25 protein-coding genes are annotated in these 25,042 nt (G+C 75.0%); 11 read left to right on the top strand and 14 right to left on the bottom strand.

Going from position 1 to position 25,042, the window contains the following annotated elements:
• The first annotated feature begins 64 nt into the window (after positions 1 to 64).
• The 4 genes from N555_RS0108585 to N555_RS0108570 are packed head-to-tail and all read left to right on the top strand — an operon-like array spanning position 65 to position 2,588.
• Positions 65 to 814: a cobalt-precorrin-6A reductase gene (locus N555_RS0108585; protein ID WP_034509396.1), complete on the top strand. Its 750-nt coding sequence runs from the start codon at positions 65 to 67 to the stop codon at positions 812 to 814.
• Positions 802 to 1,296, top strand: a complete 495-nt coding sequence (locus tag N555_RS0108580) for an FBP domain-containing protein (RefSeq protein ID WP_029431085.1) — start codon at positions 802 to 804, stop codon at positions 1,294 to 1,296. The genes N555_RS0108585 and N555_RS0108580 overlap by 13 nt, the downstream gene beginning before the upstream one ends.
• Positions 1,297 to 1,307: 11 nt before the next feature.
• A complete protein-coding gene (locus N555_RS0108575; RefSeq protein ID WP_231502661.1) occupies positions 1,308 to 1,937 on the top strand; it encodes an HAD hydrolase-like protein in 630 nt (209 codons plus the stop codon).
• A 30-nt stretch (positions 1,938 to 1,967) separates the two neighbouring features.
• Positions 1,968 to 2,588, top strand: coding sequence for a flavodoxin family protein (locus tag N555_RS0108570; protein ID WP_029431083.1), 621 nt, complete (start codon positions 1,968 to 1,970; stop codon positions 2,586 to 2,588).
• A gap of 4 nt (positions 2,589 to 2,592) precedes the next feature.
• Here N555_RS0108570 and N555_RS0108565 read toward each other — a convergent pair whose 3' ends face one another.
• On the bottom strand, positions 2,593 to 3,852 hold the full coding sequence (locus N555_RS0108565; RefSeq protein ID WP_231502660.1) for an MFS transporter: 1,260 nt from the start codon (positions 3,850 to 3,852) through the stop codon (positions 2,593 to 2,595).
• 82 nt (positions 3,853 to 3,934) lie between these two features.
• Between N555_RS0108565 and N555_RS0108560 the strand changes: the two genes are divergently transcribed.
• Positions 3,935 to 5,725: an alkaline phosphatase D family protein gene (locus N555_RS0108560; RefSeq protein WP_029431081.1), complete on the top strand. Its 1,791-nt coding sequence runs from the start codon at positions 3,935 to 3,937 to the stop codon at positions 5,723 to 5,725.
• On the opposite strand, the gene N555_RS0108555 is transcribed toward N555_RS0108560, so the two are convergent.
• Together N555_RS0108555 and N555_RS0108550 are read right to left on the bottom strand one after the other, a co-directional pair.
• Positions 5,713 to 7,209 (bottom strand): precorrin-2 C(20)-methyltransferase, encoded by a 1,497-nt coding sequence (locus N555_RS0108555; RefSeq protein WP_029431080.1) that lies wholly within the window; start codon positions 7,207 to 7,209, stop codon positions 5,713 to 5,715. The two genes, N555_RS0108560 and N555_RS0108555, sit on opposite strands and share 13 nt — an antisense overlap.
• Positions 7,206 to 7,826 (bottom strand): precorrin-8X methylmutase, encoded by a 621-nt coding sequence (locus N555_RS0108550; RefSeq protein ID WP_029431079.1) that lies wholly within the window; start codon positions 7,824 to 7,826, stop codon positions 7,206 to 7,208. Before N555_RS0108550 ends, N555_RS0108555 begins: the two co-directional genes overlap by 4 nt.
• 59 nt (positions 7,827 to 7,885) lie before the next feature.
• Between N555_RS0108550 and N555_RS0108545 the strand changes: the two genes are divergently transcribed.
• On the top strand, positions 7,886 to 9,067 hold the full coding sequence (locus tag N555_RS0108545) for a glucose-1-phosphate adenylyltransferase family protein (RefSeq protein WP_029431078.1): 1,182 nt from the start codon (positions 7,886 to 7,888) through the stop codon (positions 9,065 to 9,067).
• 70 nt (positions 9,068 to 9,137) lie between these two features.
• Here N555_RS0108545 and N555_RS0108540 read toward each other — a convergent pair whose 3' ends face one another.
• Positions 9,138 to 10,310, bottom strand: a complete 1,173-nt coding sequence (locus N555_RS0108540) for a nitrite/sulfite reductase (protein WP_029431077.1) — start codon at positions 10,308 to 10,310, stop codon at positions 9,138 to 9,140.
• Between the two features lie 36 nt (positions 10,311 to 10,346).
• Positions 10,347 to 11,027, bottom strand: coding sequence for a DUF4383 domain-containing protein (locus N555_RS0108535; RefSeq protein WP_029431076.1), 681 nt, complete (start codon positions 11,025 to 11,027; stop codon positions 10,347 to 10,349).
• 126 nt (positions 11,028 to 11,153) lie between these two features.
• Here N555_RS0108535 and N555_RS0108530 point away from each other — a divergent pair, with 126 nt between their 5' ends.
• The gene (locus tag N555_RS0108530) at positions 11,154 to 11,489 is read left to right on the top strand and encodes a tetratricopeptide repeat protein (RefSeq protein ID WP_231502659.1); all 336 of its coding nucleotides are present in this window, start codon (positions 11,154 to 11,156) and stop codon (positions 11,487 to 11,489) included.
• Between the two features lie 121 nt (positions 11,490 to 11,610).
• On the top strand, positions 11,611 to 13,497 hold the full coding sequence (locus N555_RS0108525) for an ABC transporter ATP-binding protein (protein WP_197028950.1): 1,887 nt from the start codon (positions 11,611 to 11,613) through the stop codon (positions 13,495 to 13,497).
• Here N555_RS0108525 and N555_RS0108520 read toward each other — a convergent pair.
• The 3 genes from N555_RS0108520 to N555_RS0108510 are packed head-to-tail and all read right to left on the bottom strand — an operon-like array spanning position 13,484 to position 15,388.
• A complete protein-coding gene (locus N555_RS0108520; RefSeq protein ID WP_231502658.1) occupies positions 13,484 to 14,191 on the bottom strand; it encodes a class I SAM-dependent methyltransferase in 708 nt (235 codons plus the stop codon). The genes N555_RS0108525 and N555_RS0108520 overlap by 14 nt on opposite strands.
• A gap of 31 nt (positions 14,192 to 14,222) precedes the next feature.
• Positions 14,223 to 14,681, bottom strand: coding sequence for a nitroreductase/quinone reductase family protein (locus N555_RS0108515; RefSeq protein WP_051683853.1), 459 nt, complete (start codon positions 14,679 to 14,681; stop codon positions 14,223 to 14,225).
• Entirely contained in the window at positions 14,678 to 15,388 is a 711-nt protein-coding gene (locus N555_RS0108510; protein WP_051683852.1) for a hemerythrin domain-containing protein, read from the bottom strand. Before N555_RS0108510 ends, N555_RS0108515 begins: the two co-directional genes overlap by 4 nt.
• 61 nt (positions 15,389 to 15,449) lie before the next feature.
• Here N555_RS0108510 and N555_RS0108505 point away from each other — a divergent pair, with 61 nt between their 5' ends.
• Genes N555_RS0108505 through N555_RS0108495 form a run of 3 tightly spaced genes read left to right on the top strand, consistent with a single transcriptional unit; the run spans position 15,450 to position 17,100 of the window.
• Positions 15,450 to 16,079, top strand: a complete 630-nt coding sequence (locus tag N555_RS0108505; RefSeq protein ID WP_051683851.1) for a TetR/AcrR family transcriptional regulator — start codon at positions 15,450 to 15,452, stop codon at positions 16,077 to 16,079.
• 29 nt (positions 16,080 to 16,108) lie between these two features.
• Positions 16,109 to 16,537 carry a YunG family protein gene (locus N555_RS0108500; protein ID WP_051683850.1) on the top strand — a complete coding sequence of 143 codons (429 nt, stop codon included), beginning with the start codon at positions 16,109 to 16,111 and terminating at the stop codon, positions 16,535 to 16,537.
• Positions 16,537 to 17,100: a dihydrofolate reductase family protein gene (locus N555_RS0108495; RefSeq protein ID WP_029431068.1), complete on the top strand. Its 564-nt coding sequence runs from the start codon at positions 16,537 to 16,539 to the stop codon at positions 17,098 to 17,100. Before N555_RS0108500 ends, N555_RS0108495 begins: the two co-directional genes overlap by 1 nt.
• Here N555_RS0108495 and N555_RS0108490 read toward each other — a convergent pair.
• From N555_RS0108490 to N555_RS0108465, 6 genes are read right to left on the bottom strand one after another with little or no spacing between them, the layout of a single operon-like run.
• On the bottom strand, positions 17,097 to 17,675 hold the full coding sequence (locus N555_RS0108490) for a GNAT family N-acetyltransferase (RefSeq protein WP_197028934.1): 579 nt from the start codon (positions 17,673 to 17,675) through the stop codon (positions 17,097 to 17,099). The two genes, N555_RS0108495 and N555_RS0108490, sit on opposite strands and share 4 nt — an antisense overlap.
• Positions 17,672 to 19,819: a penicillin acylase family protein gene (locus tag N555_RS0108485; RefSeq protein WP_156036260.1), complete on the bottom strand. Its 2,148-nt coding sequence runs from the start codon at positions 19,817 to 19,819 to the stop codon at positions 17,672 to 17,674. Before N555_RS0108485 ends, N555_RS0108490 begins: the two co-directional genes overlap by 4 nt.
• Entirely contained in the window at positions 19,816 to 21,621 is a 1,806-nt protein-coding gene (locus tag N555_RS25760; protein ID WP_029431065.1) for an IucA/IucC family protein, read from the bottom strand. Before N555_RS25760 ends, N555_RS0108485 begins: the two co-directional genes overlap by 4 nt.
• Positions 21,618 to 22,196: a GNAT family N-acetyltransferase gene (locus tag N555_RS27845; RefSeq protein WP_051683849.1), complete on the bottom strand. Its 579-nt coding sequence runs from the start codon at positions 22,194 to 22,196 to the stop codon at positions 21,618 to 21,620. The genes N555_RS25760 and N555_RS27845 overlap by 4 nt, the downstream gene beginning before the upstream one ends.
• Positions 22,193 to 23,506 (bottom strand): lysine N(6)-hydroxylase/L-ornithine N(5)-oxygenase family protein, encoded by a 1,314-nt coding sequence (locus N555_RS0108470; RefSeq protein ID WP_029431063.1) that lies wholly within the window; start codon positions 23,504 to 23,506, stop codon positions 22,193 to 22,195. Before N555_RS0108470 ends, N555_RS27845 begins: the two co-directional genes overlap by 4 nt.
• Positions 23,503 to 24,999, bottom strand: coding sequence for a pyridoxal phosphate-dependent decarboxylase family protein (locus tag N555_RS0108465; protein WP_034509389.1), 1,497 nt, complete (start codon positions 24,997 to 24,999; stop codon positions 23,503 to 23,505). Before N555_RS0108465 ends, N555_RS0108470 begins: the two co-directional genes overlap by 4 nt.
• Positions 25,000 to 25,042 lie beyond the last annotated feature (43 nt).

Below are 25,042 nucleotides of genomic sequence, written 5' to 3'. Positions count from 1 at the left end.
GACAGGGGCGTGAGCATCGCAGCGAGGGACGAGCGAGGAGCGGAGCGCCCCGCGGGAGCGAACCATGACAGGGCCCGGCCGCGTGCTGGTCCTCGGCGGCACCGGCGAGGCGCGGCGGCTGGCCACCGCGCTGGTCGAGTCCGGCGTCGACGTCCTGAGCTCGCTGGCCGGGCGGGTCGCCGACCCGGTGCTGCCGCCGGGCCGGGTGCGGGTCGGCGGATTCGGCGGCGTCGAGGGGCTGGCGGAGGCGCTGGCCGAGGTCGACGTCGTCGTCGACGCCACCCACCCGTTCGCGGCCGGGATGACGGGCAACGCCGCGGCGGCCTGCGCGGCCACGGGCACTCCGCTGCTGCGGCTGCAGCGCCCCGGCTGGACGGCGGGGCCCGGCGACGACTGGAGCTGGGTGTCCGACCTGGACGAGGCGGCGGCCGCGGTGGCCGGCCGGCGCTCGGTCTTCCTCACCACCGGCCGGCAGGGGCTCGCCGCGTTCGCCGGGCTGACCGGCGCGGTGCTGGTGCGCTCGGTCGACCCGCCGGAGGTGCCGGTGCCGGCCCGCACCACCGTCGTCCTCGCCCGCGGCCCGTTCACCGTCGAGGAGGAGACGGCGATCATGCGCGAGCACGCGGTCGACGTGCTGGTCACCAAGGACAGCGGCGGCGCGATGACGGCGGCCAAGCTCACCGCGGCCCGGGCGCTCGGCGTGCCGGTGGTGCTGGTCCGGCGACCACCCCTGCCGGCCGGCGTCCCGGTGGCCCCGACCGTCGAGAAAGCGCTGGACTGGCTGGCGGAGAATCGACAGACGTGGAACCCCTGACCGAGCCCCAGATCCGGCGGTCGTTCGTCAACTGCTCCAAGGGCGAGGCCAACGCGGTCACCCTGCCCCGCGACCTCGACCAGCTGCCGTGGGCGGACCTCGAGCTGCTCGGCTGGCGCGACGCGAAGGCACCGCTGCGCGGCTACCTCGTCGTCCCCGGCGAGGGCCGGCCGGTGGGCATCTCGCTGCGCGCCGCGGACACGAAGATGTCCGGCCGGACGGCGGCCATGTGCCTGCTCTGCCAGACCGCCCAGCCCGGCGATGCGATCTCGCTGTTCACCGCCCGCCGGGTCGGTGAGGCCGGCCGCAACGGCAACACCGTCGGCACCTACATCTGCGCCGACCTGGGCTGCGCCCAGCGGGTGCGCACGGAGATCCCGCAGTGGCTGCGGGAGCGCGACCCGGACGAGGTCGTGGCCGAGCGGACGGCGGAGCTGCGCCGTCGGGTGCACGGCTTCCTCGAGTCGGTGCAGCAGCGCTGAACGGGCGGCTGGTGCTGTTCGACCTGGACGGCACCCTCGTCGACTCCACGCCGGGCATCTGGGCCTCGGTGCGGGTGGCCGCGGCGGACCTCGGCCTCCCGGAGCCGAACCCGGCGCAGCTGCGCGACATGGTGGGCCCGCCCCTGCAGGACGGGTTCGCGCTGGTCCTCGGCGTCCCGGCCGGCGACGTGCCGCGGGCCGTCGCCGCCTACCGCGCGCACTACTCCGCGGGCGCCCTCCTCGACGTGACCGTCTACGACGGCGTGCCCGAGCTCCTGGCGGAGTTGCGCGAGGAGGGCGCGGTGCTCGCCGTCGCCACGAGCAAGCCGGAGCCGTTCGCCGTGCGGGTGCTCGAGCACACCGGGCTGGCCGGCTGCTTCGCCTCCGTGCACGGCGCGACCCTCGACGGCGCCGTCCGGCACAAGGCGCAGGTGGTGGCCGCCGCGCTCGCGGCACATCCCGAGGGGCGGCGGCCGGTGCTGGTGGGCGACCGGGAGCACGACGTCCTCGGTGCCGCGGCGCACGGGCTGCCGTGCATCGGTGCGGGCTGGGGACCGGCGCCGGACGAGCTGCGCGCGGCCGGTGCGGCGGCCGTGGCCGGCACCCCGGCCGAGGTCAGGAGCCTGCTCGCCGACGTGTGACGGGCAACCGGACCGGGCACGAGGAAGTGCATGACCGAGACCGCGCCGCCGCTGACCGCCCTCGCCCTGATCTGCACCCTCTCGCCGTCCCCGAAGCCGTCGAGCAGCGAGAAGATGGCCCGCGAGGTGCTCGACGCGCTGGCGGAGCACGGCGTGACCGGCGACGTCGTCCGCGTCGTGGACCACGACGTGAAGCCGGGCGTCGAAGTGGACATGGGCGAGGGCGACGCCTGGCCGGCGATCCGCGAGCGGATGATGGCCGCCGACATCCTCGTGGTGGCCACGCCCACGTGGGTCGGGCACATGAGCAGCGTCGCCCAGCGGGTGCTGGAGCGGCTGGACGGCGAGCTGTCCGAGACCGACGACTCGGGCCGGCCGCTGGTGACGGGCAAGGTCGCCGTCACCGCCGTGGTCGGGAACGAGGACGGCGCGCACAAGATCACCGCCGACCTCATGCAGGGCCTCAACGACATCGGCTTCACGATCCCGGCGCAGGGCGGGACGTACTGGAACGACGAGGCGATGGGCAGCCGCGACTACCTCGACCTCGACGAGACCCCGGAGGCGGTTGCCTCCACGACGTCGACGCTGGCGGAGAACGCCGCCTCCCTGGCGCGGGCGCTGAAGGCCACGCCCTACCCGGGACGCTGAGCGCTCAGGCGGCGACTGGCTGCGCGGGCTCCACGACGTCGGCGCCGGCGAGCCGGACGCTGCGCCGGTTGCGCCGCACGCCCACGACGGCGAGCAGGGCCAGGACGACGCAGACGGCGGCGTAGACCTCGGCCACCGTCTCCAGCCCCACGGACGTCGCGGCGGTGCCGGCGACGATCGCCGGGACGCTGAAGCTGAGGTAGCCGACCACGAACGACGCCGAGAGCAGTCCGGCGCGGTCGGCGGGGGCGACCCCGGCGGTCGTGGTGGAGATCGCGCCGAGGACGGCGAGTCCGAAGCCGAGGCCGGAGACGACCGCCGAGACGAACAGGACGGTGACCGACCCGGTCACCAGGGCGGCGATCGTGGCGAGCACCCCGGCGGCGAAGACCGAGGCGCCGCCGACCATCGCCCGCTGCGGCTCCACGGTCCGGCCGAGCACGGCACCGAGGGCGGCCGAGCCCTGCATCGCCAGCACGAGCAGGCTTCCGACGAGGTGGTCCTCGAGGCCGAAGACCGTCGCCGCCAGCGAGGGGCCGAGGGAGAGGTAGAGCCCGCCGAGCGCCCAGGCGGCGACGAGGACCGGCAGGGCCAGCAGGAACGCCGGCCGCTGCGGGCGCGGCACCCGCACGGCGGGGCGCAGCGAGGCCAGGGCGCCGGGCGCGCGCGGCGAGGTCTCGGGGAGCAGCAGCACGGTGGCGGCGGCGAGCACGAGGGCGACGGCCAGCACGGTGAACACCCAGTCGGTGGGCTCGGCGACGTACTCGACGACCAGCCCCGCGCCGACCGCGCCGATGGACAGCCCGAGCCCCGGGGCGGCGCTGTTGACCAGGGGTCCGAGCGGTCGCTCCGGCCGCTGGGTGTCCAGCAGCAGCGCGCCGAGGGTCCCGGTGAGCGCACCCATCGAGACGCCCTGCACGACCCGCGCGGCCAGCAGCCAGCCGACGCCGTCCGCGGCCAGGAAGACGACCATCGCCGACGCCATGAGCAGCAGCCCGCCCGCGAGGACGGGGCGGCGGCCGACGTGGTCGGACAGCCCGCCGACGACCAGCAGCGCCACCAGCAGGGCGAACGCGTAGATGCCGAAGACGACGGTCAGCGTGCCCGGGCCGAAGTCGAAGCGCTCGGAGTAGACGCGGTACAGCGGCGTCGGCACCCCCGAGGCGGCCAGGGCGAGCAGCAGCAGACCCGTCGCCGTCCAGAACGCGGGGGTGCGCGAGAGCGTCGGGGAGGGCACGAAGCTTCGCAAGGCGAACGACCTCATCGGCATTCCCGCCCCCGGCGCGTCGCCCGGCGTGCGCCCGGAGGTCTTCTCCCGACCACCGGCACCGGACATGCTCTCCGGCATGTCGACACCGTTGTCCACACCGCTCAGCCGGCGCGCCGTCCTGCAGGGTGGCCTGGCGGCCGCCGCGATGACCTTCCTGGGGGGTTGCACCTCCGACGACGCCCGCGAGCGGGTGGACTCGGCGGCCCGGTCGGACGCCTTCGCCTTCGGGGTGGCCAGCGGCGACCCGACCGGCACGGCGGTGCTGCTGTGGACGCGGGTCACGCCCACCGAGGAGGCGACCCCGGGCAGCGGCCTCGGTCCCGACGTCTCCGTGGACTGGGAGGTCGCCGCCGACGAGGAGTTCTCCGACATCATCGCCTCGGGCAGCACCCGCACCGACAAGTCCCGGGACCACACGGTGAAGGTGGTCGTCGAGGACCTGGAGCCCTACACGCGGTACTTCTACCGGTTCCGGTGGGAGGGGGCGACGTCACCGGTCGGGCGGACCCAGACCGCCCCGGACGAACCCGGGACGACGCACGCGCTGCGCCTGGCCTTCGTGTCGTGCAGCAACTACACGGGCGGGTACTTCACCGCCTACCGCGGCGTCGCCGCGCGCGGCGACCTGGACCTCGTCCTGCACCTCGGTGACTACGTCTACGAGTACGGCAACGGTCCGGCCGAGGGCGGGGCCTCCGGCACCGGGGAGCGCTACGGACCACCGGAACTCGCCGGGGTGCGCGACACCCAGCCGCCGGAGGAGGTCCTGTCGCTCCAGGACTACCGGCTGCGTCACGCGTTCTACAAGACCGACCCCGACCTGCAGTCGGCGCACGCGCGCTTCCCGTGGATCACGATCCTCGACGACCACGAGGTGGCCAACGACAGCTACGCCACCGGCGCCGAGAACCACGAGACCCAGGACGACCCGGACACCGACTACACCGCGCCCGGCTCCCCGCCCGGCATCCGCCCCGAGGGCGACTACCTCGCCCGCAAGGCGGCCGCCTACCAGGCGTACCTGGAGTGGATGCCGATCCGGGAGCCCGAGAGCTGGCAGCCCGAGCCCCACCAGGGCACCCAGTTCTTCCGCCGGTTCCGGTTCGGGGACCTCGCCGAGCTGTCGGTGATCGAGACCCGGCAGAACCGCAGCCAGCAGGTGCCCGCGGCGGTGGACGGCGGCCCGAACCCGGCCTTGGCCGACCCGGCCCGGCACCTCCCCGAGCCCGAGCAGATGGCCTGGCTGACCAGCGGTCTCACCGAGAGCCGGACCGACTGGCACCTGGTCGGCAACCAGACCGTGTTCGCCCGGGTGAACTCGCCGTTCGCGGCGGGCACGGTGTTCAGCACCGACCAGTGGGACGGCTACCAGGCCGACCAGCAGACGCTGCTGGAGGCGATGGCCGGCACGCAGTCCGACCCGGTCGTCCTGACCGGCGACATCCACTCGTCGTGGGCCATCGACCTGCCCCGTGACCTCGCCGCCTACCCGTCCGACGGCAACAGCGTGGGCGTCGAGTTCGTCTGCCCGGCGGTGACCAGTGACGGGTTCAAGGAGGTCCTCGGTTCGGTGCAGGCGGCGACCGACGCCATCGCCCAGGGGCGGGCCGCCAACCCCTGGGTGCGGTACATCGACGGCATCGGGCACGGGTTCGCCGTCCTCGACGTCACGCCGGAGCGCGTGCAGACGGACTTCTGGTTCATCCTCAGCGACGGCGACAAGGGGCTGACCACCGACCCGCGGCTGGACCCGGACGCGACCGTGGGGTTCGAGGCCGCCTTCGAGTCGGTCAAGGGGTCGCGGCGGGTGACCCCCGCGGCCGGAACACTCGGCCCGCGCAGTGACGAGCCGCGTCAGGCCGGGTAGGTCCGCGGGGTGTAGACCGCGCCGCCCGGGCCGACCCGGGTGCGCGAGGAGCCGACCAGCACCAGGCAGCGCATGTCGACGGTGTCGGGGTCGAGGTCGCCGAGGGTCGTGACCCGCACGCTCTCCTCCGGCCCGCCGACGTCCCGGCCGACCACGACCACCGTCTCGGCGTCGCGCACGTCCAGCAGGGCCTTCTGCGCCTCCCCGAGCTGGTGCGGGCGCGCCTTGGACCGCGGGTTGTAGAGCGCCAGCACGAGGTCGGCCTGCGCCGCGTGCCGCAGCCGGTCGAGGACGACGTCCCACGGCTTGAGCACGTCGGACAGGCTGATGACGGCGAAGTCGTGGCCCAGCGGCGCGCCCACCCGGGAGGCCACCGCCTGCGCGGCGGTCAGCCCGGGGAGCACGCGGACGGCGACGCCCGCGAACTCCGGCCGGTCGGCCACCTCGAGCACCGCCGCTGCCATCGCGAAGACGCCGGGGTCGCCGCTGGAGACCACGGCCACCCGCCGGCCGGACCGCGCGAGCTCAAGGGCGTGCGCGGCCCGCTCCGCCTCGACCCGGTTGTCGCTCGGGTGCCGGGTCTGCCGCGGGTTGACCTCCACCCGGTCCAGGTAGGGGCCGTAGCCGATGAGGTCGTCGGCGGCGGCCAGCGCGGCAGCGGCCTCCGGCGTCGTCCACGAGCGCTGCCCGGGGCCGAGGCCCACCACGACGACCTCGCCGGTGCGCGGCCGGTCCTCGTCGTACTGCTCGGGGCCGGGAGTGGGCTCGGTCAGCGGGCTGGGCAGCAGCGCGAGCGAGAAGTAGGGGACCGTGTCGGGGTCGACCTCGGCCAGCGGCATGGTGCGCTGGCGCTCGGTGGTCGCCCGCTCGACGTACAGCGCCCGGTCCAGCACGCCGGCGGCCTCGAACGCGTCGCGCACCGACCGGAAGGTGCGGCCCAGCTTCATCACCGCGGCCGAGTCGGTCGTCGCCAGCCACTCGGCGAGCTCCTCGGTGGGCAGCGTGCCGGGGAGCACGGTCAGCACCTCGTCGCGCTCGACCAGCGGCCGGCCGACGGCCGCGGCGGCACCGCTCACGCTGGTCACGCCGGGCACGACCTCGGTGCGGTACCGGTGGGCCAGCCGCTTGTGCATGTGCATGTACGAGCCGTAGAAGAGCGGGTCACCCTCGGCGAGGACGACGACGTCGCGGCCGGCGTCCAGGTGCGCGGCCAGGCGAGCGGCGGCGGCCTCGTAGAACTCGTCGATCGCGCCCTGGTAGCCGCCGGGGTGGTCGGTCGTCTCGGTGGTCACCGGGTAGACCAGCAGCTCCTCGACCTGGCCCTGGCGCAGGTACGGCGCCGCGAGCGCGCGGGCCACCGAGCGGCCGTGCTGGGCGGCGTGGAAGGCGACGACGTCGGCCGCGCCGATCAGCCGCGCGGCCTTGACCGTCACCAGCTCGGGGTCGCCGGGGCCGAGCCCCACGCCGTAGAGACGCCCGGTCACTCCTGATCACTCGCGATCGCGTTGACCGCGGCGACGGCCATGGCGCTGCCGCCGCGCCGGCCGCGCACCACCAGGTGCTCGAGGTCCGTGGCGGCCAGCGCGTCCTTGGACTCGGCGGCGCCGATGAAGCCGACCGGGATGCCCAGGACGGCGGCCGGCCGCGGCGCACCGGCCGCGAGCATCTCGAGCAGGTGGAAGAGCGCCGTCGGGGCGTTGCCGATGGCCACGACTGCGCCGTCGAGCCGGTCGCGCCACAGCTCCAGCGCGGCCGCGCTCCGGGTGGTGCCGAGGTCGGCGGCGAGGCCGGGGGTCCGCGGGTCGTCCAGCGTGCACACCACGTCGTTGCCGGCCGGCAGCCGCCGGCGGGTGATGCCGGAGGCGACCATCTTCGCGTCGCAGAGCACCGGGGCGCCGGCGTCCAGGGCGGCGCGGGCCCGGGAGACGACGGCGGGGGAGAAGGCGACGTCGGGCACCAGGTCCACCTGCCCGCAGGCGTGGATCATCCGCACGACGACCCGGGCGACGTCGTCGGGCAGGCCGGCCAGGTCGGCCTCGGCGCGGATGGTGGCGAACGACTGCCGGTAGATCTCGGCGCCGTCCTTCTCGTAGGCGTACATCGGCCAGGAGGCTACGTGGCGCGGGTGCAGCGCCCGCCGGAGCGGGTAGCGGACGGGGCATGGCCCTTCCCCGCGTCCTCGTCCTCGTCCTCGCCGGCGGAAAGGGCAACCGCCTCGAGCTGCTGACCGAGACCCGAGCCAAGCCCGCCGTCCCGTTCGCCGGCGTCTACCGGCTGATCGACTTCCCGCTGTCCAACTGCGAGCACTCGCAGATCGCCGACGTGTGGGTGTCGGTCCAGTTCCAGCCGCAGTCGGTGTCCGAGCACCTGGCCAACGGCCGACCCTGGGACCTGGACCGCACCACCGGCGGGCTGATGATGCTGCCGCCGTTCCAGGGCAGCGAGCGCGGCGGCTGGACCGAGGGCACCGCCGACGGCCTGTGGCGGCAGACCGAGCTGATCCGCGGGTCCGCCCCGGATGCGCTCGTCGTCGTCAGCTCCGACGCGGTCTACAAGCTGGACTACCGCGACGTCGTCGACGCGCATCTCGGGTCCGGCGCGGAGGTCACGATGGTCACGACCGAGGTCGCCGCCGACGACGCCGCGCGCTACGGCATCGTGCGGGTCGGCGACGACGGGCAGGTCACCGACTACGCCTACAAGCCCGACGAGCCGGCGACGACGACCGCGACCAACGAGGTGTTCGTGTTCACCCCCGGGCCGACGCTCGACCGGCTGGAGGCGCTCGCCGACGAGGTGGGGGAGGACGGCCTCGAGGACCTCGGCTCGCACCTGCTCCCCGCGCAGACCCGGGACGGCGCCGCCCGCGCGTTCCGGTTCGACGGCTACTGGCGCGACGTCGGCACCGTGACGTCGTACTGGGAGGCCCACCAGGACTTCCTCGCCGAGGAGCCACCCATCGACCTCGACGAGCGGTCGTGGCCGGTGCACACCCGCGGTGGCCGGCACAGCGCCGCCCGGGTGCTGGACGACGGGCGGATCGAGAACAGCCTGCTGTCCGGTGGGACCCGGGTGTCCGGCGACGTCCGCGGGTCGGTGCTCTCGCCCGGCGTCATCGTGGAGAAGGGCGCCACGGTGGTGGACTCGGTGCTGCTGCCCGGCGTCCGGGTGCGGGCGGGGGCGCGGGTGACGCGGGCCGTCGTCGACGACACCGTGGACATCGGGAGCGGGGCCTCGGTCGGCGGCGAGGGCGAGATCACGCTGCTCGGCCGGGGTGTGCGGGTCGACGACGGCGCCGAGATCCCGGCCGGCGCCCGCTTCCCCGACCCCGACCGGGAGTAGTCCCGCGCTCGCTCGTGCTCTGCCCACTGGGGGTGGGCAGAGCACGAGCGTCCGCAGGTGTGCCCTGGGCTCAGCCGGCGGACGTGCCGATCGCGTAGCCGCTGCCGGTCGCGACGACGTCCACGACCTCGCCGCGGGGACGGCCGCAGCGGCGTCCGCACCCGGCCCAGTGCTGGCGGGCGCCGTCGGCGGGCAGCGTGGCGGTGGCGACGGCGTGCGTGGCGTCGGCCCGCACGTCGGCGAGCGACTTCGCGCACCCGGGCCGGCCGGCGCACGCGGTGACCAGCAGCCACGGGCTCTCCGGGTCGAGCACCAGGCCGGCGGCGGTCAGCGCGGAGGCGGCGGCGCCGTCCGGCAGGTCGGGGACGGCGACCGCACGGTTCGGCGTGACCTGCAGGGTCCCGGCCGAGGTGTCGGCGAGGAGCTCCGCCTGGTACGTCGTCAGCCGGCCGAGCGGGACGACCGCCACGAGCGCCGTCCGGCCGTCGAGCTGGCGGACCACCCCAGCGGCCGACGAGACCTCGGCGCGCGGGAGTCCCTGCACCTTCGCGCGCGAGACGCTCATCGAGGTCGCCACCCGCTCCACGACGCGGGCGGGGCCGTCGTCCAGCTCGGCGAGGCGCCAGGCGGTGCTCTCCTGGGCGGTGCGCTCGGCGAGGAAGGCGCGGGTGGCGGCGAGGACCAGGTCGACCGCGTCTGCCGGGGTGCACCGGAGTCCGCTGTCGGCGCCGGCCAGGGTGAGCGCGACCGTGCCGGCGTCGAGCGCGACCAGCCCGACGTCCCCACCGAGACCGGCGACGTCGCCGCGGCCGTCGTCGAGCGTGGCGAGGTAGCGGCCGGGCAGCCCGGCGAGGGCCGGGTCGGCGCAGAGTCCGTCGTCGAGCGCGGCGACCCACGGGGTGACGTCGAGGGCGCCGCCGGCCACCCGGCCCGACAGCGTGCTGGCCAGCACGTTGCGGATCCGCTCGTGCGTCTCGCTGGGCAGCAGGCCGGCCGCGGCCAGCCGGTCGCCGAGCTCCACCTCGGCGCCGTCGGCGAGGCCGCGCAGCTGCAGGTTGCCGCGGCTGGTCAGCTCCAGCGCGCCGTCCCCCAGCTCCCGGGCGGCCCCCGCGACCACGCGCAGCTGACCGGCGGACAGCAGCCCGCCGGGGACCCGCACGCGGGCGAGCCCGCCGTCGGCGGCCGCGTGGGTCTGCAGGGCGCCCGGGCAGGCGTCGGCGCGGTCGCGGATCGGGGTGCTCATGACGGCAGCGAGGCTACGTGCCCGGACGCCCCGCGCTCACCGGTCGAACGACATCCAGACCCGGCGCCGGTCGACCCGCGAGGTGACCTGGGCCATCGCCTCGACCCGCCGCTGCTGGTCGGGGGTGGCGAGGTGCTGGACGACGGCGACCTCGGCGTCGCGCATCGCCCGCTCCGCCTCGTACTCCGCGGGCGTGGACGGCGACTCGTCGACCGGCTCCGGGTCGTCGTCGCGGTCGCGTGCGTACGGGCTGTCGGCCGGCAGGTTCCCGCTGACCCGCCCGTAGGCGCCGAGCAGCAGCAGGACCAGCCCGGCGACGACGGAGAAGACGACGTTCGCGAAGCGGAAGGCCAAGATGTTCCAGTCGGTCTCCAGCACCGCGAGGTTGGCCAGCGCGGAGAGCAGGAAGAGCGAGCCGACGACCATCATCACGGTCGAGGCGACCCGCGGTCCGCGCAGTGCGGCGGCGACGAGCACGGCGGCGGTGACCAGGGAGATCGTGGACAGCAGGCCGTTGGAGCTCAGCCCCAGCACGCGGTCGCCGTCGGTGGAGAAGAAGTCGAGCCCGTTCAGGAAGCCCAGGACACCGAAGACGGTGATGGCCGCGGCGACGACCAGGGCGCCGGCGCGGTGCACGACCGGCACGCGCTCGCCGGGGGAGAGGGCGTGCGCGCCGGATCGGTGGGTCCAGGCGGGGCGGGAGAGATGCAGGGTCATGGCGGCCTCCTCGCAGAGGTTCGGCGGACACCTGCTCTTCGCCGCCGCCGCACGAGACGGATGCGCACCATCCGGACGTGCACGACCGGCCCGGGAATAGCCGACGGGCGTCTGCGTTCAGCGGGCGTGACCACCCAGCAGTTCGAGACCGACCTCCACTCCGAGTACCTGCGTGCCGACCTGTTCCTCTCCATGGGACAGCCCACCGAGGCCGCGCGGATCCTGGTCCCGGTGGTCGAGGCCGAGCCGGCCAACGAGGCCGCGCTCGAGCTCCTCGCCCGCAGCTACTTCGGCTCCGCGCAGCTCAACCGTGCCGAGGAGACGCTCGGCCGGCTCGTGGAGCTGGCGCCGTCCAACGCGTGGGCCCGCCGCGCGCTGGCCCGCACGCTGGAGCGGCAGAGCCGGCAGGACGAGGCCGCCGCCCACCACCGGCTGGCCGACGCTCTCGGCGCCGCCCGCTGACGTCCTCCTCCCCGGGGCGGAATGGCGGTTCTGCACCGTGCAGAACCGCCATTCCGCACAGATGGGCAAGAACGGTCGTTGACCTCCAGTGCACTGGAGCTCCTACGGTCGGCGGGTGAGCATGGAGATGTCGGCCTGGTCGGCCATGTCGAACGCGATGCACGGCCGCACCGAGCGGCGTCCCTTCTCGTGGGCGACCGTGCGGCGGGTGCGCGAGTTCGCCCGTCCGCACCGGCGCCGGATCGCCGCCTTCGTCGGGGTGGGTGTCGTCGAGGCCGTGCTGACGGTGGCGACCCCGTTGCTCGCCGGCATGGTCGTCAACGAGATCGTCGAGGGCAGCGACGTGTCGGTGGTCGTCCGGCTCGCGGTGCTCATCGCCGTCATCGCCGTCGCCGGGACGGCGCTGTCGCTGGTGGGCCGGTACCTCTCGGCCAGCCTCGGCGAGGGGCTGATCCTCGACCTGCGCACCGCCGTCTTCGACCACGTGCAGCGGATGCCGGTCGCGTTCTTCACCCGGACCCGCACCGGCGCGCTGGTCTCCCGGCTCAACAACGACGTCATCGGGGCGCAGCGGGCGTTCAGCGACACCCTCGCCGGCGTCGTCAGCAACACCGTGACCCTCGTGCTGACCGGCGCGGTCATGCTCACGCTGTCGTGGCAGGTGACGGTGCTGTCGCTGCTGCTCCTGCCGGCCTTCCTGTTCCCGGCCCGCCGGATCGGCGCCCGGCTGGCCGACCTCGGCCGCGCCGCGGCCGACCACAACGCGGCCATGACCGACCAGACGACCGAGCGGTTCTCCGCGCCCGGCGCGACGCTGATCAAGCTGTTCGGCCGGCCGGACCGGGAGTCCGCGGAGTACGCCTCGCGGGCGGGCCGGGTGCGCGACATCGGCGTGCGGACGGCGATGGTGCAGTGGGCGTTCGTGAGCGCGCTGATGCTCGTGTCGGCGCTCGCCCTGGCGCTGGTCTACGGGCTCGGCGGGTTCTACGCGCTGCGCGGCTCGCTGGACGCCGGTTCCGTGGTCGCCCTCGCGCTGCTGCTCACCCGCCTCTACGCCCCGCTCACCGCGCTGGCCAGTGCCCGCGTCGACGTCTCCTCGGCCATGGTCAGCTTCGAGCGGGTCTTCGAGGTCCTCGACCTCGTGCCGCTGGTGCGCGAGCGGCCCGACCCCCTCGACGTGCCCGACGGCCCGGTGTCGGTGGAGTTCGACGGCGTCACCTTCGGCTACCCGTCCGCGGACAAGGTGTCGCTGGCCTCGCTGGAGGACGTCGCCCAGCTGGACTCGCGTGGCGGGGTCGACGTCCTGCACGACGTGTCCTTCACCGTGCAGCCCGGCCAGGTCGTGGCGATCGTCGGCTCGTCCGGCGCGGGCAAGTCGACCATCGCCTCGCTGCTCCCACGGCTCTACGACGTCGACTCCGGCGCCGTCCGGCTGGGCGGGGTCGACGTCCGGGACCTGTCGTTCGCCGCGATCCGCCGGACCCTGGGGCTGGTCACCCAGGACGGGCACCTGTTCCACGAGTCGCTGCGGTCCAACCTGCTGCTGGCCGCCCCCGACGCGACGGACGACGACCTGTGGGCCGCCCTGACCCGGGCCCGGCTGGCCGACCTGGTGGCCGCGCTGCCCGACGGGCTGGACACGGTGGTCGGCGAGCGCGGGTACCGGCTCTCCGGCGGCGAGCGGCAGCGGCTGACCATCGCCCGCCTGCTGCTCGCCCGCCCCCGGGTGGTGCTCCTCGACGAGGCCACCGCCCACCTGGACTCCACCTCGGAGGCCGCGGTGCAGGCCGCGCTGGACGAGGCCCTCGACGGCCGGACGGCGATCGTCATCGCGCACCGGCTCTCCACGGTGCGCGCCGCCGGCTGCATCCTCGTGCTGGAGGCGGGGCGGATCGTCGAGCGCGGGACGCACGCGGACCTCCTCGCCGCCGGTGGCCGCTACGCCGAGCTGTACCGGACGCAGTTCGCCGAGCCCGAGGAGCCGGTCCTGGCGGTCACGGCCGGCTGAGTTCCAGCAGCTGGCGGGCGCCGCGCTGGAACTCGTAGTCGGTGCCCCGCACGCGGACCCGGACGCCGTCGGCGCCCAGGGCTGCCGAGAGCCGGTCGACCAGGTCGGGCACGGCCCGTCCGGCCTGGTCGACCAGCGGGTAGACCAGCACCCGGCCGCGGCTGACCCGCACGAGCTCGCGCAGCGCCGCCTCGTGGGCCGCCGTGTCGATGCGGTCGGCGTAGGTGAACAGCAGGTGCGAGGAGAGCACGAGGTCGAAGCTGTCGTCGGCGAAGGGCAGGTGCGGCAGGGCCGCTGCCACGTAGCCGTCCGGCCGGGCGAGCAGGTCGGTGGCGAACAGGCCCGCTGCCTCCGCTCGCACGCGGGCGTGCTCCTCCGGTCCGCCGGCGTAGGCGGACCAGACGTAGCGGGACGCGTGCGCCCGTGTCCACGCGCTGCCCCGCTCGAGCTCCTCGCGCAGCCGTGCGAGGAGTTCCTCGGGCGCGGTGGCGTACACCGGGTCCGCCGCGACGGCCCGCACGCCGATCCCCCGCGCCACCGCGGTGAACCCGGCTCCGCCGCCGGGGCAGTCCAGCACCCGGCCGGCCAGGTCGTCGTCGGTGAGCCCGAACATGGCCCGGTACTCGTCGAACGAGCGGCAGCTCACCAGGTACTCGCCGATGTCGGAGGCGCCCGGCGCGAGGGGATCGCTCACCCGCTCATGGTGGCGGACCGGGTAACCGGGTTCAGCCGACCGGGGACAACCGGACGAGGGAGATCCGGCGGGAGACCGTGGACTGGTAGTCGTCGTAGGTCGGGCACTTGGCCATGAGGGCGTCCCAGAGCCGCTGCCGGTCGGCCTCGGACACCTGACTGGCGAGCACCTCGGTGCGCCGTCCGCCGATCTCCACCGCGCCGCGGGGGTCGGCCTGGAGGTTCAGCCACCACTGCGGCTCGGAGTCGATGCCGCCGTTGGACGCGGCCACGACGTAGTCCTCCCCGTCGCGGACGAAGAGCGCCGGCGTGGTGTACGTCCGCCCCGACGTCCGCCCGGTGTGGGACAGCAGCAGCAGGTCCCCGCCGCGGAAGGTACGGACCAGCCGCCCGCCGGATCGGCGCGCCAGCGTGACGTGCACCTTCGCGGCGTACTTGGTGACGACGGTGAGCGCGCGGTCCTTCCTCGTGGGGGTGCTCGTCGCGGTCACCGGGCACCACCGAAGACGCGGGCGTCGCGGCGGGCGTTGCGGCGGCCCATCGCACGGGCGACGGCCAGGAGCACCGGACCGGCGTCCGGCATGCGCCGCAGGTCCTCGTCGGACAGGCCGTCGGCGACCCATCCGGCGACCGCGGGGACCTCGAACGCCGTGTAGTCCTTCTGGAAGACCTCCCGGTCCAGCCGGTCCCAGTCCTCCTGGACGAGGTGCCGCTGCACCAGGGCCATGCCGTCGCGCTCCTCGCGCTCGAGGTGGGCCAGGAGCGCGTCGCGCAGCCGGACGGCGGTGTCGGTCACCCGGTCCCGGTCCGCCGCGTCGCCGCTGCCGCCGGCGAGGGCGCGCAGACCGGCGTCGAGCGAGGTCAGCAGCGGGTCGATGCCGGCGTGGTCGGCCTGGAGGGCGTCCAGGACGGCGGTGTCCGCGCCCTTCTCCGCGAGCAGGGGCCACATCGCCCGGTCCTCTCCGGAGTGGTGCTTGTGCAGGATCGTGGTGAAGAAGGTGAACCGCCGGGCGATCCGGGCCCAGCGCCGCCGGTCGGTCGCGGCCACGGTCGGCACGACGGCGGCGAAGGCGTGGACGTCGCGGCGGAAGGCGTGGTGCATCAGGTACATCGGCGCGATGTCGACGGGGCCCTCGGGCGCGGCGGCCTGCCCGGGGAGCATCACCTGGGGGACGGTCGTCGGGATGGTGGCGGTCATGGGGATCACCTCATTGGTTGGAGTAGCACTGCAACGAATAGCGGCACGGTAGAGTGAACCCATGACCGAGCGCAAGAGGATCTACAACTCCCCGCTGCGGGCCGAGCAGGCGCAGCGCACGCGCGCGGCGGTGCTCGACGCGGCGGCCCGCTGCTTCCTGGAGCGGGGCTATGCGGCGACGACCATGAAGGACGTCGCGGCGGCGGCCGGGGTCTCGGTGCAGACGGTCTTCGGGCAGGGCAGCAAGGCGTCGCTGCTCCTGGCCTGTGTCGACCGGGCGGTCGTCGGCGACGACGAGGAGACGCCGCTCGCCCAGCGCGCGGCGTTCGTCGCCCCGGTCGAGGCGACGGACCGCGCGGGGAAGCTGGCCGCCGTGCGCGAGCTGGTGGTGCGGTTCGTCCGGCAGACGGTGCCGATGATCGAGGTCTTCGCCGCAGCTGCTGCGGGGGACCCGGACATCGCGGAGGTCTGGGCGGAGTACGAGCGCCGGCGCCTGGCCGACCAGCGGCTGCTCATCGGCTCGTTCGAGCCGTGGCTCCGGGAGGGACTCGACGCCGACCGGGCGACGGAGATCGCCTGGGCGCTGTTCACCCACGAGCCCATCACGAACCTCGTGCGGGTCCGTGGCTGGAGCGTCGAGGAGTACGCGGACTTCCTGGTCGACGCGGTCGACCGGCTGCTGCTGGCCTGACTGTCGGTGGCCGGCGGGAGACTGCGCGGGTGACCACCCTGAGGGAGCTGACCGCCGCCGTCCGGGCGTCCTGGTCGCGGGAGACCTGCGACGACGTCGATCTCGCCGACTGGACACCGGGCAACCCGGCGCGCGGTCAGTGCGGGGTCACCGCGCTCACGGTGCAGGACGTGCTCGGCGGGGACCTGCTGCTCGCCGAGGTGGTGCGCCCCGACGGCTCCCGGCAGGGGGTGCACTGGTGGAACCGCCTGCCCGACGGGCGGGAGGTGGACCTGACCCGCGAGCAGTTCGCACCCGACGAGGTGGTGCAGGCGCCGCGGGTGGTGGACCGTCCTCCGGGCCCACCGCGTCGGGGGGCCGAGCAGTACGCCCGGTTCCGAACGGCGGTCGACGCGGCGATGAGTCCTGCCGGGTCCGGCGGTCCTACCGGCGGACCCGACCTCGAGGAGAACCCCTGATGCGCCGCGTCACCTACTCGCTCAGCACCTCGCTCGACGGCTTCGTCGTCGGCCCCGACGGGGGCTTCGACTTCGGCGGTCCCGACGAGGGGGTCTTCCGCCTGGCCACCGACGAGGTCCGGGGGGCCGGCGTGCACCTGCTGGGCCGGCGGCTCTACGAGTCGATGCTCTACTGGGAGCCCGATCGGGCGCCGGCCCTCGATGCCCTGCAGCAGGAGTTCGCCGACCTCTGGCGGGAGCTGCCCAAGGTGGTGTTCTCCCGCTCGCTGTCGGCGGTGGAGGGCAACGCCCGGCTGGCCACCGGGAGCCTGGCGGAGGAGATCGAGCGGCTGCGGGCCGAGCCCGGCGACGGCGACATCGCCGTCGGCGGGGCGACCCTCGCCGCCCAGGCCGCCGATCTGGACCTGATCGACGAGTACCGGGTCCGGGTCTACCCGGTGCTGGTCGGCGGTGGCCTCCCGTACTTCTCCCGGAACGAGCGCCGCGTGGAACTCGATCTCGTCGAGACCCGCAGCTTCGACTCAGGCGTGGTCTTCCACCGCCACCGCGTGCGGCGGCCCTAGACCCCCGCGGGGGCCAGCGCCTCGAGCGTGGCCCGGTCGAGGAAGGCGAGCTGGGCCCGCTTCTCGCCCAGGTCCACCTGCGGGCCCAGGTCGAATCCGGTCCGGCGGACGCGGTCGCCCGCCCGCTCGTTGCCGGCGTCGGGCTCCACCACCACCCGCTGCACCGACGGGTCCAGCAGCACGACCGCGCCCAGCGCGGCCACCAGGCGCTCGGTGAAGCCCGGCTCGGGAGCGCTCGCCGGCGCCAGGAGCAGGTGGATGCCGAGGTCGCCCGGCTGCACCTCGTAGACCTCCGAGACCGGGTCCTCGCCCGGCTGGTAGGTCTGCAGCAGCGCCACCGGGGCGCCGTCGACCGACACGAGGTAGGCGTGGTGGGTGTCGAGCGAGTCGACGAACGCGTAGATGTCGCGGACCTGCTCGACGGTGTGGCCGGTCATGCCCCAGAACCGGGCGCGCTCCTCGCGCACCCAGGAGTGCACCAGGGGGGCGTCGCCGGCGGGGTCGAGCCGGCGCACCTGCATCGTGCGGCCGTCTCCGAACGGGGAGGTGCCCTCGGCGAGGCGGGCGTCGGTCACGGGATCTCCTGACGGGTGGGGGGAACGGGGACGAAGGAGTCGCCGGCCCACAGCGGGGTCTGGTCCTCCGCGTGCGGGCCGGGAGCGCCGTCGGCACCCAGCGGCACCACCCACCGGCTGCGGCCGCGGTCGGCGAGGTCCCAGACGTAGCGGGCGACCGATCCGCGCAGGCAGAGGTCGGTGAGCCCGGGCAGCGACACGGTGGCCCGCACGCAGTCGGTGTCGCCGGGCAGCGGGGTGCCGTCGGCGGGCCGGACGGCGGCGTCCTGCCAGGGCGTGCCGTCGAGGGAGTGCACGGTGTGCAGCCGGTGGGTCGCGCCCCACGCCGGCGCGGGGTCGCTCGCGGCGTCGGCCAGCGCGTCACGGACGAGCGCGACCACGTCGACGCCCAGGCCGGGGAGGACGTCGAGCAGCCGCTCCAGCGACGTCCCGACCCGCTCGGCGGGGGACAGCCACGGCGCCAGGACCCCGGGGACACCGGCCGGCCGGTGCAGCGGCGCGAGCACCGTGAGCCCCAGGACCCGGCGCACCAGCCCCGAGCGCCAGGCGGCGAACGCACCGGCGCCGATGCTGTCGGCGTCCATCCGGCCGTCCCAGGCCAGGACCTCGGCCCGCAGGTCGGCGGCGGCGGTGCCGGCCGCGGGCCCGTCGGTGCGGGCGAGGAGATCCAGCAGACCGGCGGCGGGGGTGGCGGTGTCGAGCAGGACGGCGACGAGCTCGTCGGGGGTGAGCCCGGTGCGGTCGCCGACGAGGGCGCGGATGCGGGCCGCGCGGTGCGGCCGGGCGAAGGCGGTGCCGTACGGCGCGGTGTCGGGCCGCTCGTCGTTCGCGGTCACCGCGACGCCGTCCCAGGGCGCGTCGTCGGTCACGCGCAGACCGGCCGGGAGATCGACGGTGCCCCGCCAGGCCGACGCGGGCTCCCAGGCCGGCACCGGGTGCCAGCGGTTGGCCTCGGCGCGGTCGGGCACCCGGCCGGCGACCAGCTGGCGCACGTCGCCGGTGGTGTCGGCGATCAGGTAGCTGTTCACCGGCTCCACCCACGAGGCCAGCGCCGCTTCGACGTCGGCCGCGCTGCGCGCCCGCAGCAGCAGCGGCAGCGCCTCGAAGCCCTGGGCGGCGTCGACCCGGTTCGGCGCGCGCAGGCTCAGCGCCTCGCGCTCCCCGCCGTCGGTCTCCCAGGAGGGGACGACGACCGGGCCGCGCGCGGTCTCGAGGATCTCCACGTACACCGGCTCGGCGTCGCGGACGGCCAGCTCCACCGTCGCGACCTCGACAGGTTCCTCGCCGTCGGGTCCGAGGGCCAGCACCCGGTCGCCGTCGCGGCGCAGACGCTCGCGGTAGAGGTCCTGGTGGTCGGCCATCGCGTTGGTGACCGCCCAGGCGACCGTGCCGGTGTGCCCGAAGTGGGCGACGCCGGGCACGCCGGGGAAGGCCAGCCCGACGACGTCGATCGTGCTGCCTCCCGCCCCAGCCGCCCCGTCCACGACCAGGTGCACCTGCTGGTAGATGCCCGGCCGCTCCAGCAGCCGGTGCGGGTCGCCGGCCACGAGCGGCAGCCCGGACGCCGTCCGGGAGCCGGTGACCGCGACCGCGTTGCTGCCGTCGGGCGGGCACAGGCCCAGCGCCCCGGCCAGCTCGCGGCCGAGCCCCGGGCCGAAGGACCGCAGCAGGTGCCCGCGCCACACCTTGGAGCCGAGAGAGCCGAACAGGACGTGGTGGACCGAGAAGATGCCCAGCGGCGTCCAGGGCCGCCACTCACCGAGCCCGCCGCCCGGGAACCCCAGGGCTTGCAGCTCCGGGGAGCGGGCCGCGCCCTCGGCCAGCCCGTCGCGCACCCCCTCGACGTAGGCGGTGACCCACCGCTGCGTCTCCGGGTCGAGGGCGTCGAAGCAGCGGCGCGCGGTGTCGTCGAGCCGGGCGCGGGCGGCGAAGGAGTCCCACTCGATCTCGCTGGCGCCGACGTGTGCGGCCAGGGTCGCCTCGCTGCGCCACCGCTCCACCTCGAGCTGCCACGCGCGGTCGATCGCGGTGACCCGGCCCTGGGCCCACGCGAGGTCGTCGATCGACCCCGCCCGGATCGTCGGGATCCCCCAGTCGTCCCGGGGCACCTCGTGGAGCCTCTCGCGCGCGACGTGCTCGGTCACCGGGGCGGCCCGTACGGCGCGACCGGGTTGGCGAGCGTCCCGGCGTACTGCAGCGAGGACGCCTGGTCGGCGAGGTCGACCATCTGCAGGGTGTTGCGCAGCTGCAGCCGGTTCAGGCAGGAGTGCGCGAACTCAGGCGTGAACAGGTCGAACCGCCGGTGCAGCTCGGGGTGCGCCTCGCGGTGGTCCAGCAGGCACTCGGCGACGACGCCCCAGACCTCGTCGGCCGGGAGCAGGCCGTCGGTGTCCAGCACCGTGGCCAGGTAGCGCAGGAACCCGTCGAAGACGTCGGTGAACACCGACAGCAGCCGCACGTCGTCGGGCAGGTCGACGCGGACCCGCTCGACGTCGGCGGGCAGCGGCCGGTCCCCGAAGACGGCGACCTCCTCGCCGATGTCCTTCATGAGGACACGGTGCGGCACCGAGTTCCGCAGCACCAGGATCACGTTCTCGCCGTGCGGCATGAACGCGAGGTCGTGGGCGAGCAGGCAGTGCAGCACCGGGCGGAGGTAGGCGTCGAGGTAGCTGCGCAGCCACACCCGCGGGTCGAGGCCGGAGTCGGCGATGAGCCCGCCGACCAGCGACCGCCCGTCGGCGTCGCGGTGCAGCAGCGCGGCCATCGTCATCGCCCGCTCGTCCGCGGCGAGCCCCGGCACCGGGCTCTCCCGCCACAGCGCGGCGACCATCTTCTGGAACGGCGACCGGACGCCCCGGGCGGCCATCCGGTGGTAGGCGTCGCCGGTGTAGCCGATCGAGGCCAGCTCCCGCAGGATCGCGAACCCGCCGAGGTCCGGGTCGCCGGTGACCACCCCGGCGACCCAGTCGTTGATCGCCGGTGCCGCGCGCATGTAGGCGGGCGAGAGCCCACGCAGGAAGCCCATGTTCTGGATCGCCAGGGCGACCTTCACATAGTGCCGGTCGGGGCGGTCGAGGTCGAAGAACGTCCGGATCGACTGCTGGGCCTGGTAGCGGTCCTCGCTGTGCCCGAGCGGCACCAGGTCGCGGCGGCCGAGGTCCGCGGCGAAGGTGACCGCCAGCCGGTGCTCCCACTGCCAGGGGTGCACCGGCAGGTAGCGGTAGTCGGCCGGGTCCAGCCCGAGCGCCCGCAGCCGCCCGGCGAAGGTGTCCAGCAGCTCCTCGCCGAGCTGGCCCGCGTACAGCTCCCGCTCGTCGACACCGGCGCCGCAGGCCAGGTGGGTGAGCGCGCGCCGGGCCGCCACCCAGACCAGCCGCACCGGCGTCCCGGCCTCGGGGGCGTAGGCGGCGGAGTCGGTCAGGCCGAAGCCGATCCGGCCGTTGTTGGCGACGAACGCGGGGTGGCCCTCGGTCATCGACCGCTCGACCGTCTGCAGGTCGGCGCGGGCCAGCTCGCGGGCGTCGGCGCGGCGGGAGTGCAGCTTCCACGCGGCTCCGGCGAGCGTGGCACTGACCTCCTCGAGGTAGGTGCCGAGGAGGGAGTCGGGGATGCCCAGGTCGGCCTGCAGCTCGTCGATGAGCGCGAGGGCGTCGAGGGGTGCGTCGGCGCCGTCCACGGTGCGGGTCACCGAGGCGGGGTCGACGTCCCAGTGCTCCAGCGGCAGCACCCGGGCGGCGAACCGGTAGACGGTGCCCGGCGCGGGGGTCAGCGACCACCGGGTGCGGCCGAGGGCGTCGGACTCGCCGTCGGCCGGCACCGGCGTGATCAGCCGCTCGTGCGCGAACTCCGACAGCGCCTTGGTGACGACGTGCCGGTGCGCCCGGCCCATCGCCCCGGGCTCCAGGTGCTCGGCTCCGAGGCCCGCACGTTCCACCACGGCGGTCACGACAGCACCCCCGCGAGCTCGCTGCCCGCGAAGGCCCGGGCGGTGCAGGTGCTCAGCATCGCCGTCTTGTGCCCGAGGTCGAGCGGGCCGTGCTCGACGAACCCGGCCGCCCGGTTCTTCGCCCGGATCGCGCCGTTGCCGGCGTCGGGCTCGACGACCACCCGGCGCGCGCCGGGCAGGTCCAGGCAGAAGCGGACGACGGCGGCCATGACGGCCGAGGTGAGGCCCGGCGTGGGGTCCCCGGCGGGCGGTGCGACCAGCACGTGCATCCCGACGTCGCCGGGCTCGGCCGGCCACGCCCCGGCGAGCTCCCGCAGGCGCGGGTCGTAGGTCTCGGCGAGGAACGCCGGGACGCCGTCCACCCGGCCGAGCCACGCGTCGTGGTCCGGATCGGTGACGATCGCGGCGTAGGCGGCCCGCACGTCGGCGGGGGAGGCGCCCTGCATCAGCCAGTACGCCGAGCGCGGGTGCGTGACCCAGGCGTGGAGCAGGTCGAGGTCGCGGTCGAGGTCCAATGGCTCCAGCGAGAGCGCCCCGACCCGGGTGCGCACGGACCAGGGCAGGACGGCGGTCATCGCGCTGCCCCCACCGAGGAGAGGATCTCGCTCCCGGCGAGGCCGAACTCCTGGTAGGCGATGTGCTCCTCGACCGGGTAGACCTCGCGCCCGCAGATCGCGTTGAGGATCACCGAGTTGCGGTAGGCGCCCATGCCGAGGTCCGGCGCGATGAGGCTGTGGGTGTGCTCCTCGGCGTTCTGCACGAACACCTCCCGGCCGGCGACGTCGACCGAGTGGTCGAGGGCCACGTCGTAGCGGCCGCGGGCGTCCCACCGGATGCGGTCGCGGACCGGCTCGAGGAACTCGGGCACCCGCGCGCGGTAGCCGGTCGCGAGCACCAGCGCCCGCGTCGTCCGGGTGCCGGTGCGGTCGGACTCGGCGTGGTGCAGCCGCAGGGAGTACTCGCGGCGGCCGGCGTCCCACTCGGCGCCGGACACGTCGACGCCGGTCAGCAGCGCCGTCGGGACCTCGCCACGACGTCCGGTCCGGTACAGCGTGTCGTAGACGGCGTCGACGAGGTCGCCGCTGATGCCCTTGTAGAGGTGCCGCTGCTCGCGGGCGAGGGCGTCGCGCCGGGCCATCGGCAGGCCGTGGTGGTAGCGGGCGTACTCGGGCGAGGTCATCTCCAGCGTGAGCTTGGTGACCTCCATGGGGAAGAACCGCGGCGAGCGGGTCACCCAGTCGACGCGGTAGCCGAGCCGGTCGGCGTCGGTCAGCAGGTCCAGGTAGACCTCCGCCGCGCTCTGCCCGCTGCCGACGACGGTGACGTGCCCCAGCGTCTGCAGCTCCTCCTTGTGCGGGAGGTACTCCGCGGCGTGCCAGGCCGGGCCGGGCAGGTCGCGCAGCGGCTCGGGCAGCCAGGGCGCCGTCCCCACGCCGAGGACCAGTCGGCGGCCCAGGTGCACCTCGACCTCGCCGGTGCGCATATCGCGCGCGGACACCCGGTAGACGTCGCCGTCGTGCTCGACCCGCTCCACGCGGCGCCCCCACCGCAGGCCCGGCACGCGCTCGGCGACCCAGCGGCAGTAGGCGTCGTACTCCGCGCGCAGCGGGTGGAAGTCCTCGCGGATGTAGAAGGGGTACAGCCGGCCGGTCGCCTTGAGGTACGCCAGGTAGGAGTACGGCGAGGTCGGGTCGGCCATGGTGACCAGGTCGGCGAGGAACGGCACCTGCAGGGTGGTGCCCTCGATGAGCATCCCGGGGTGCCAGGAGAACTCCTCGTGCTCGTCGAGGAAGAGCCCGTCGACCTCCGGCACGGGCGCGCTCAGCGCGGCGAGGCCGAGGTTGAACGGCCCGATGCCGACGCCGACGAGGTCGTGGACGGTCACGCCAGCACCTCCTCGCGGGCGCGCACCGGGGTCGCGGGGATCCCCAGGAGGTCGTCGCCGGCCTCGCGGACCAGGTCGACGACGGTGCGGACGTCGGCGCGGGTGCTGCCCGGGTTCAGCAGCGTGAACTTCAGCCACGGGCGCCCGTCGACGACGGTGCGGGCGACGATCGCCTCGCCCTCCTCGAAGAGCCGCTCGCGGATGCCGGCGACCAGCCGGTCGGCGGCGGCCGGGTCCAGCCGACCGTCCGGGCCGACCGGGCGGTAGCGGAAGAGGACCGTGCTCAGCGTCGGCGCGCTGTGCACCTCGAACCGCGGGTCGGCTCCGAGGTCGGCGTGCACCTGCGTGGCCAGGTCCAGGCAGGTGTCGAAGGCGTCGCCGATGGCGTCGGCACCCATGGCGCGCAGGGTCACCCACAGCTTGAGCGCATCGAAGCGGCGGGTGGTCTGCAGGCTGCGGTCGACCTGGTTGGGCGCCCGCTCGCCGCGCGGGTTCAGGTAGGCGGCGTGGTGGGTGACGTGCCGCAGGGTGGCGCCGTCGCGCACCAGCACCGCGGAGCAGGCGACCGGCTGGAAGAAGCCCTTGTGGAAGTCGACCGTCACCGAGTCGGCGCGCTCGATCCCGTCCAGCAGGTGCCTCCGGCGGCGGGACACCAGCAGGGCGCCCCCGTAGGCGGCGTCGACGTGCAGCCACGCGCCGTGCTCGGCGCACACGTCGGCGACCGCGGCGAGGGGGTCGATCCGGCCGAGGTCGGTGGTGCCGGCGGTGGCGACCACCGCCATGACGACGTCGCCGGCGGCCCGGACGCCGGCCGCTGCCTCGCGCAGCGCGGCCGGGTCCATCCGGTGGTCCGCGTCGGTGGGCACGAGGACGACGGCGTCGGCGCCCAGCCCGAGCAGGCGGGCGGACTTCGAGACGCTGAAGTGGGACTGGCCGCTGGCGAGGATCCGCAGCCGCGCGCCCGCGGGGAGCGGACTGGGCAGCCTTGTCAGCGTCTCGTCGCGGGCCAGCAGCAGCGCCTGCAGGTTCGACTGGGTGCCGCCGCTGGTGAACACGCCGTCCGCGGCGGGGCCGAGACCGGCCCGGCCGGCGGTCCACGCGACGAGCCGACGCTCCATGAGGGTGGCGGTGGTCGACTGGTCGTAGGTGTCGACCGAGGTGTTGACGGCGGAGGCGAGGAGGTCCGCGGCCAGCGCGGGGATCGCGACCGGGCAGTTCAGGTGGGCGACGTAGCCGGCCTCGTGGAACCACACCGCGTGCTCGAGGTAGAGCCGGGACGTCTCCTTGATCGCGGAGAACGTGTCACCGAGCGGGGCGTCGAGGTCGACGCTCCCGACGAGCTCCTCGAGGTCGTGCTGGGGAACGCCCGACCGGGGGCGGCGGATCACCCGGACGCGGTCGGCGAGGGTGCCGAGCGTGGCGGTCACGACGGCGGCGTAGTGGTCGACCGTCGCTCCCGAGAACAGGTGCGTCGTGGGCGTGTGCTCCGTCACTTAGGTTCCCCTCATGCAGGTAAGCCTCACCTAACTGCGGCGG

Source organism: Blastococcus sp. URHD0036, from assembly GCF_000701365.1.
GTDB lineage: Bacteria > Actinomycetota > Actinomycetes > Mycobacteriales > Geodermatophilaceae > Trujillonella.
Note: the sequence above shows the minus strand (reverse complement) of the source record. Positions and strands in the feature narration are given on the sequence as shown.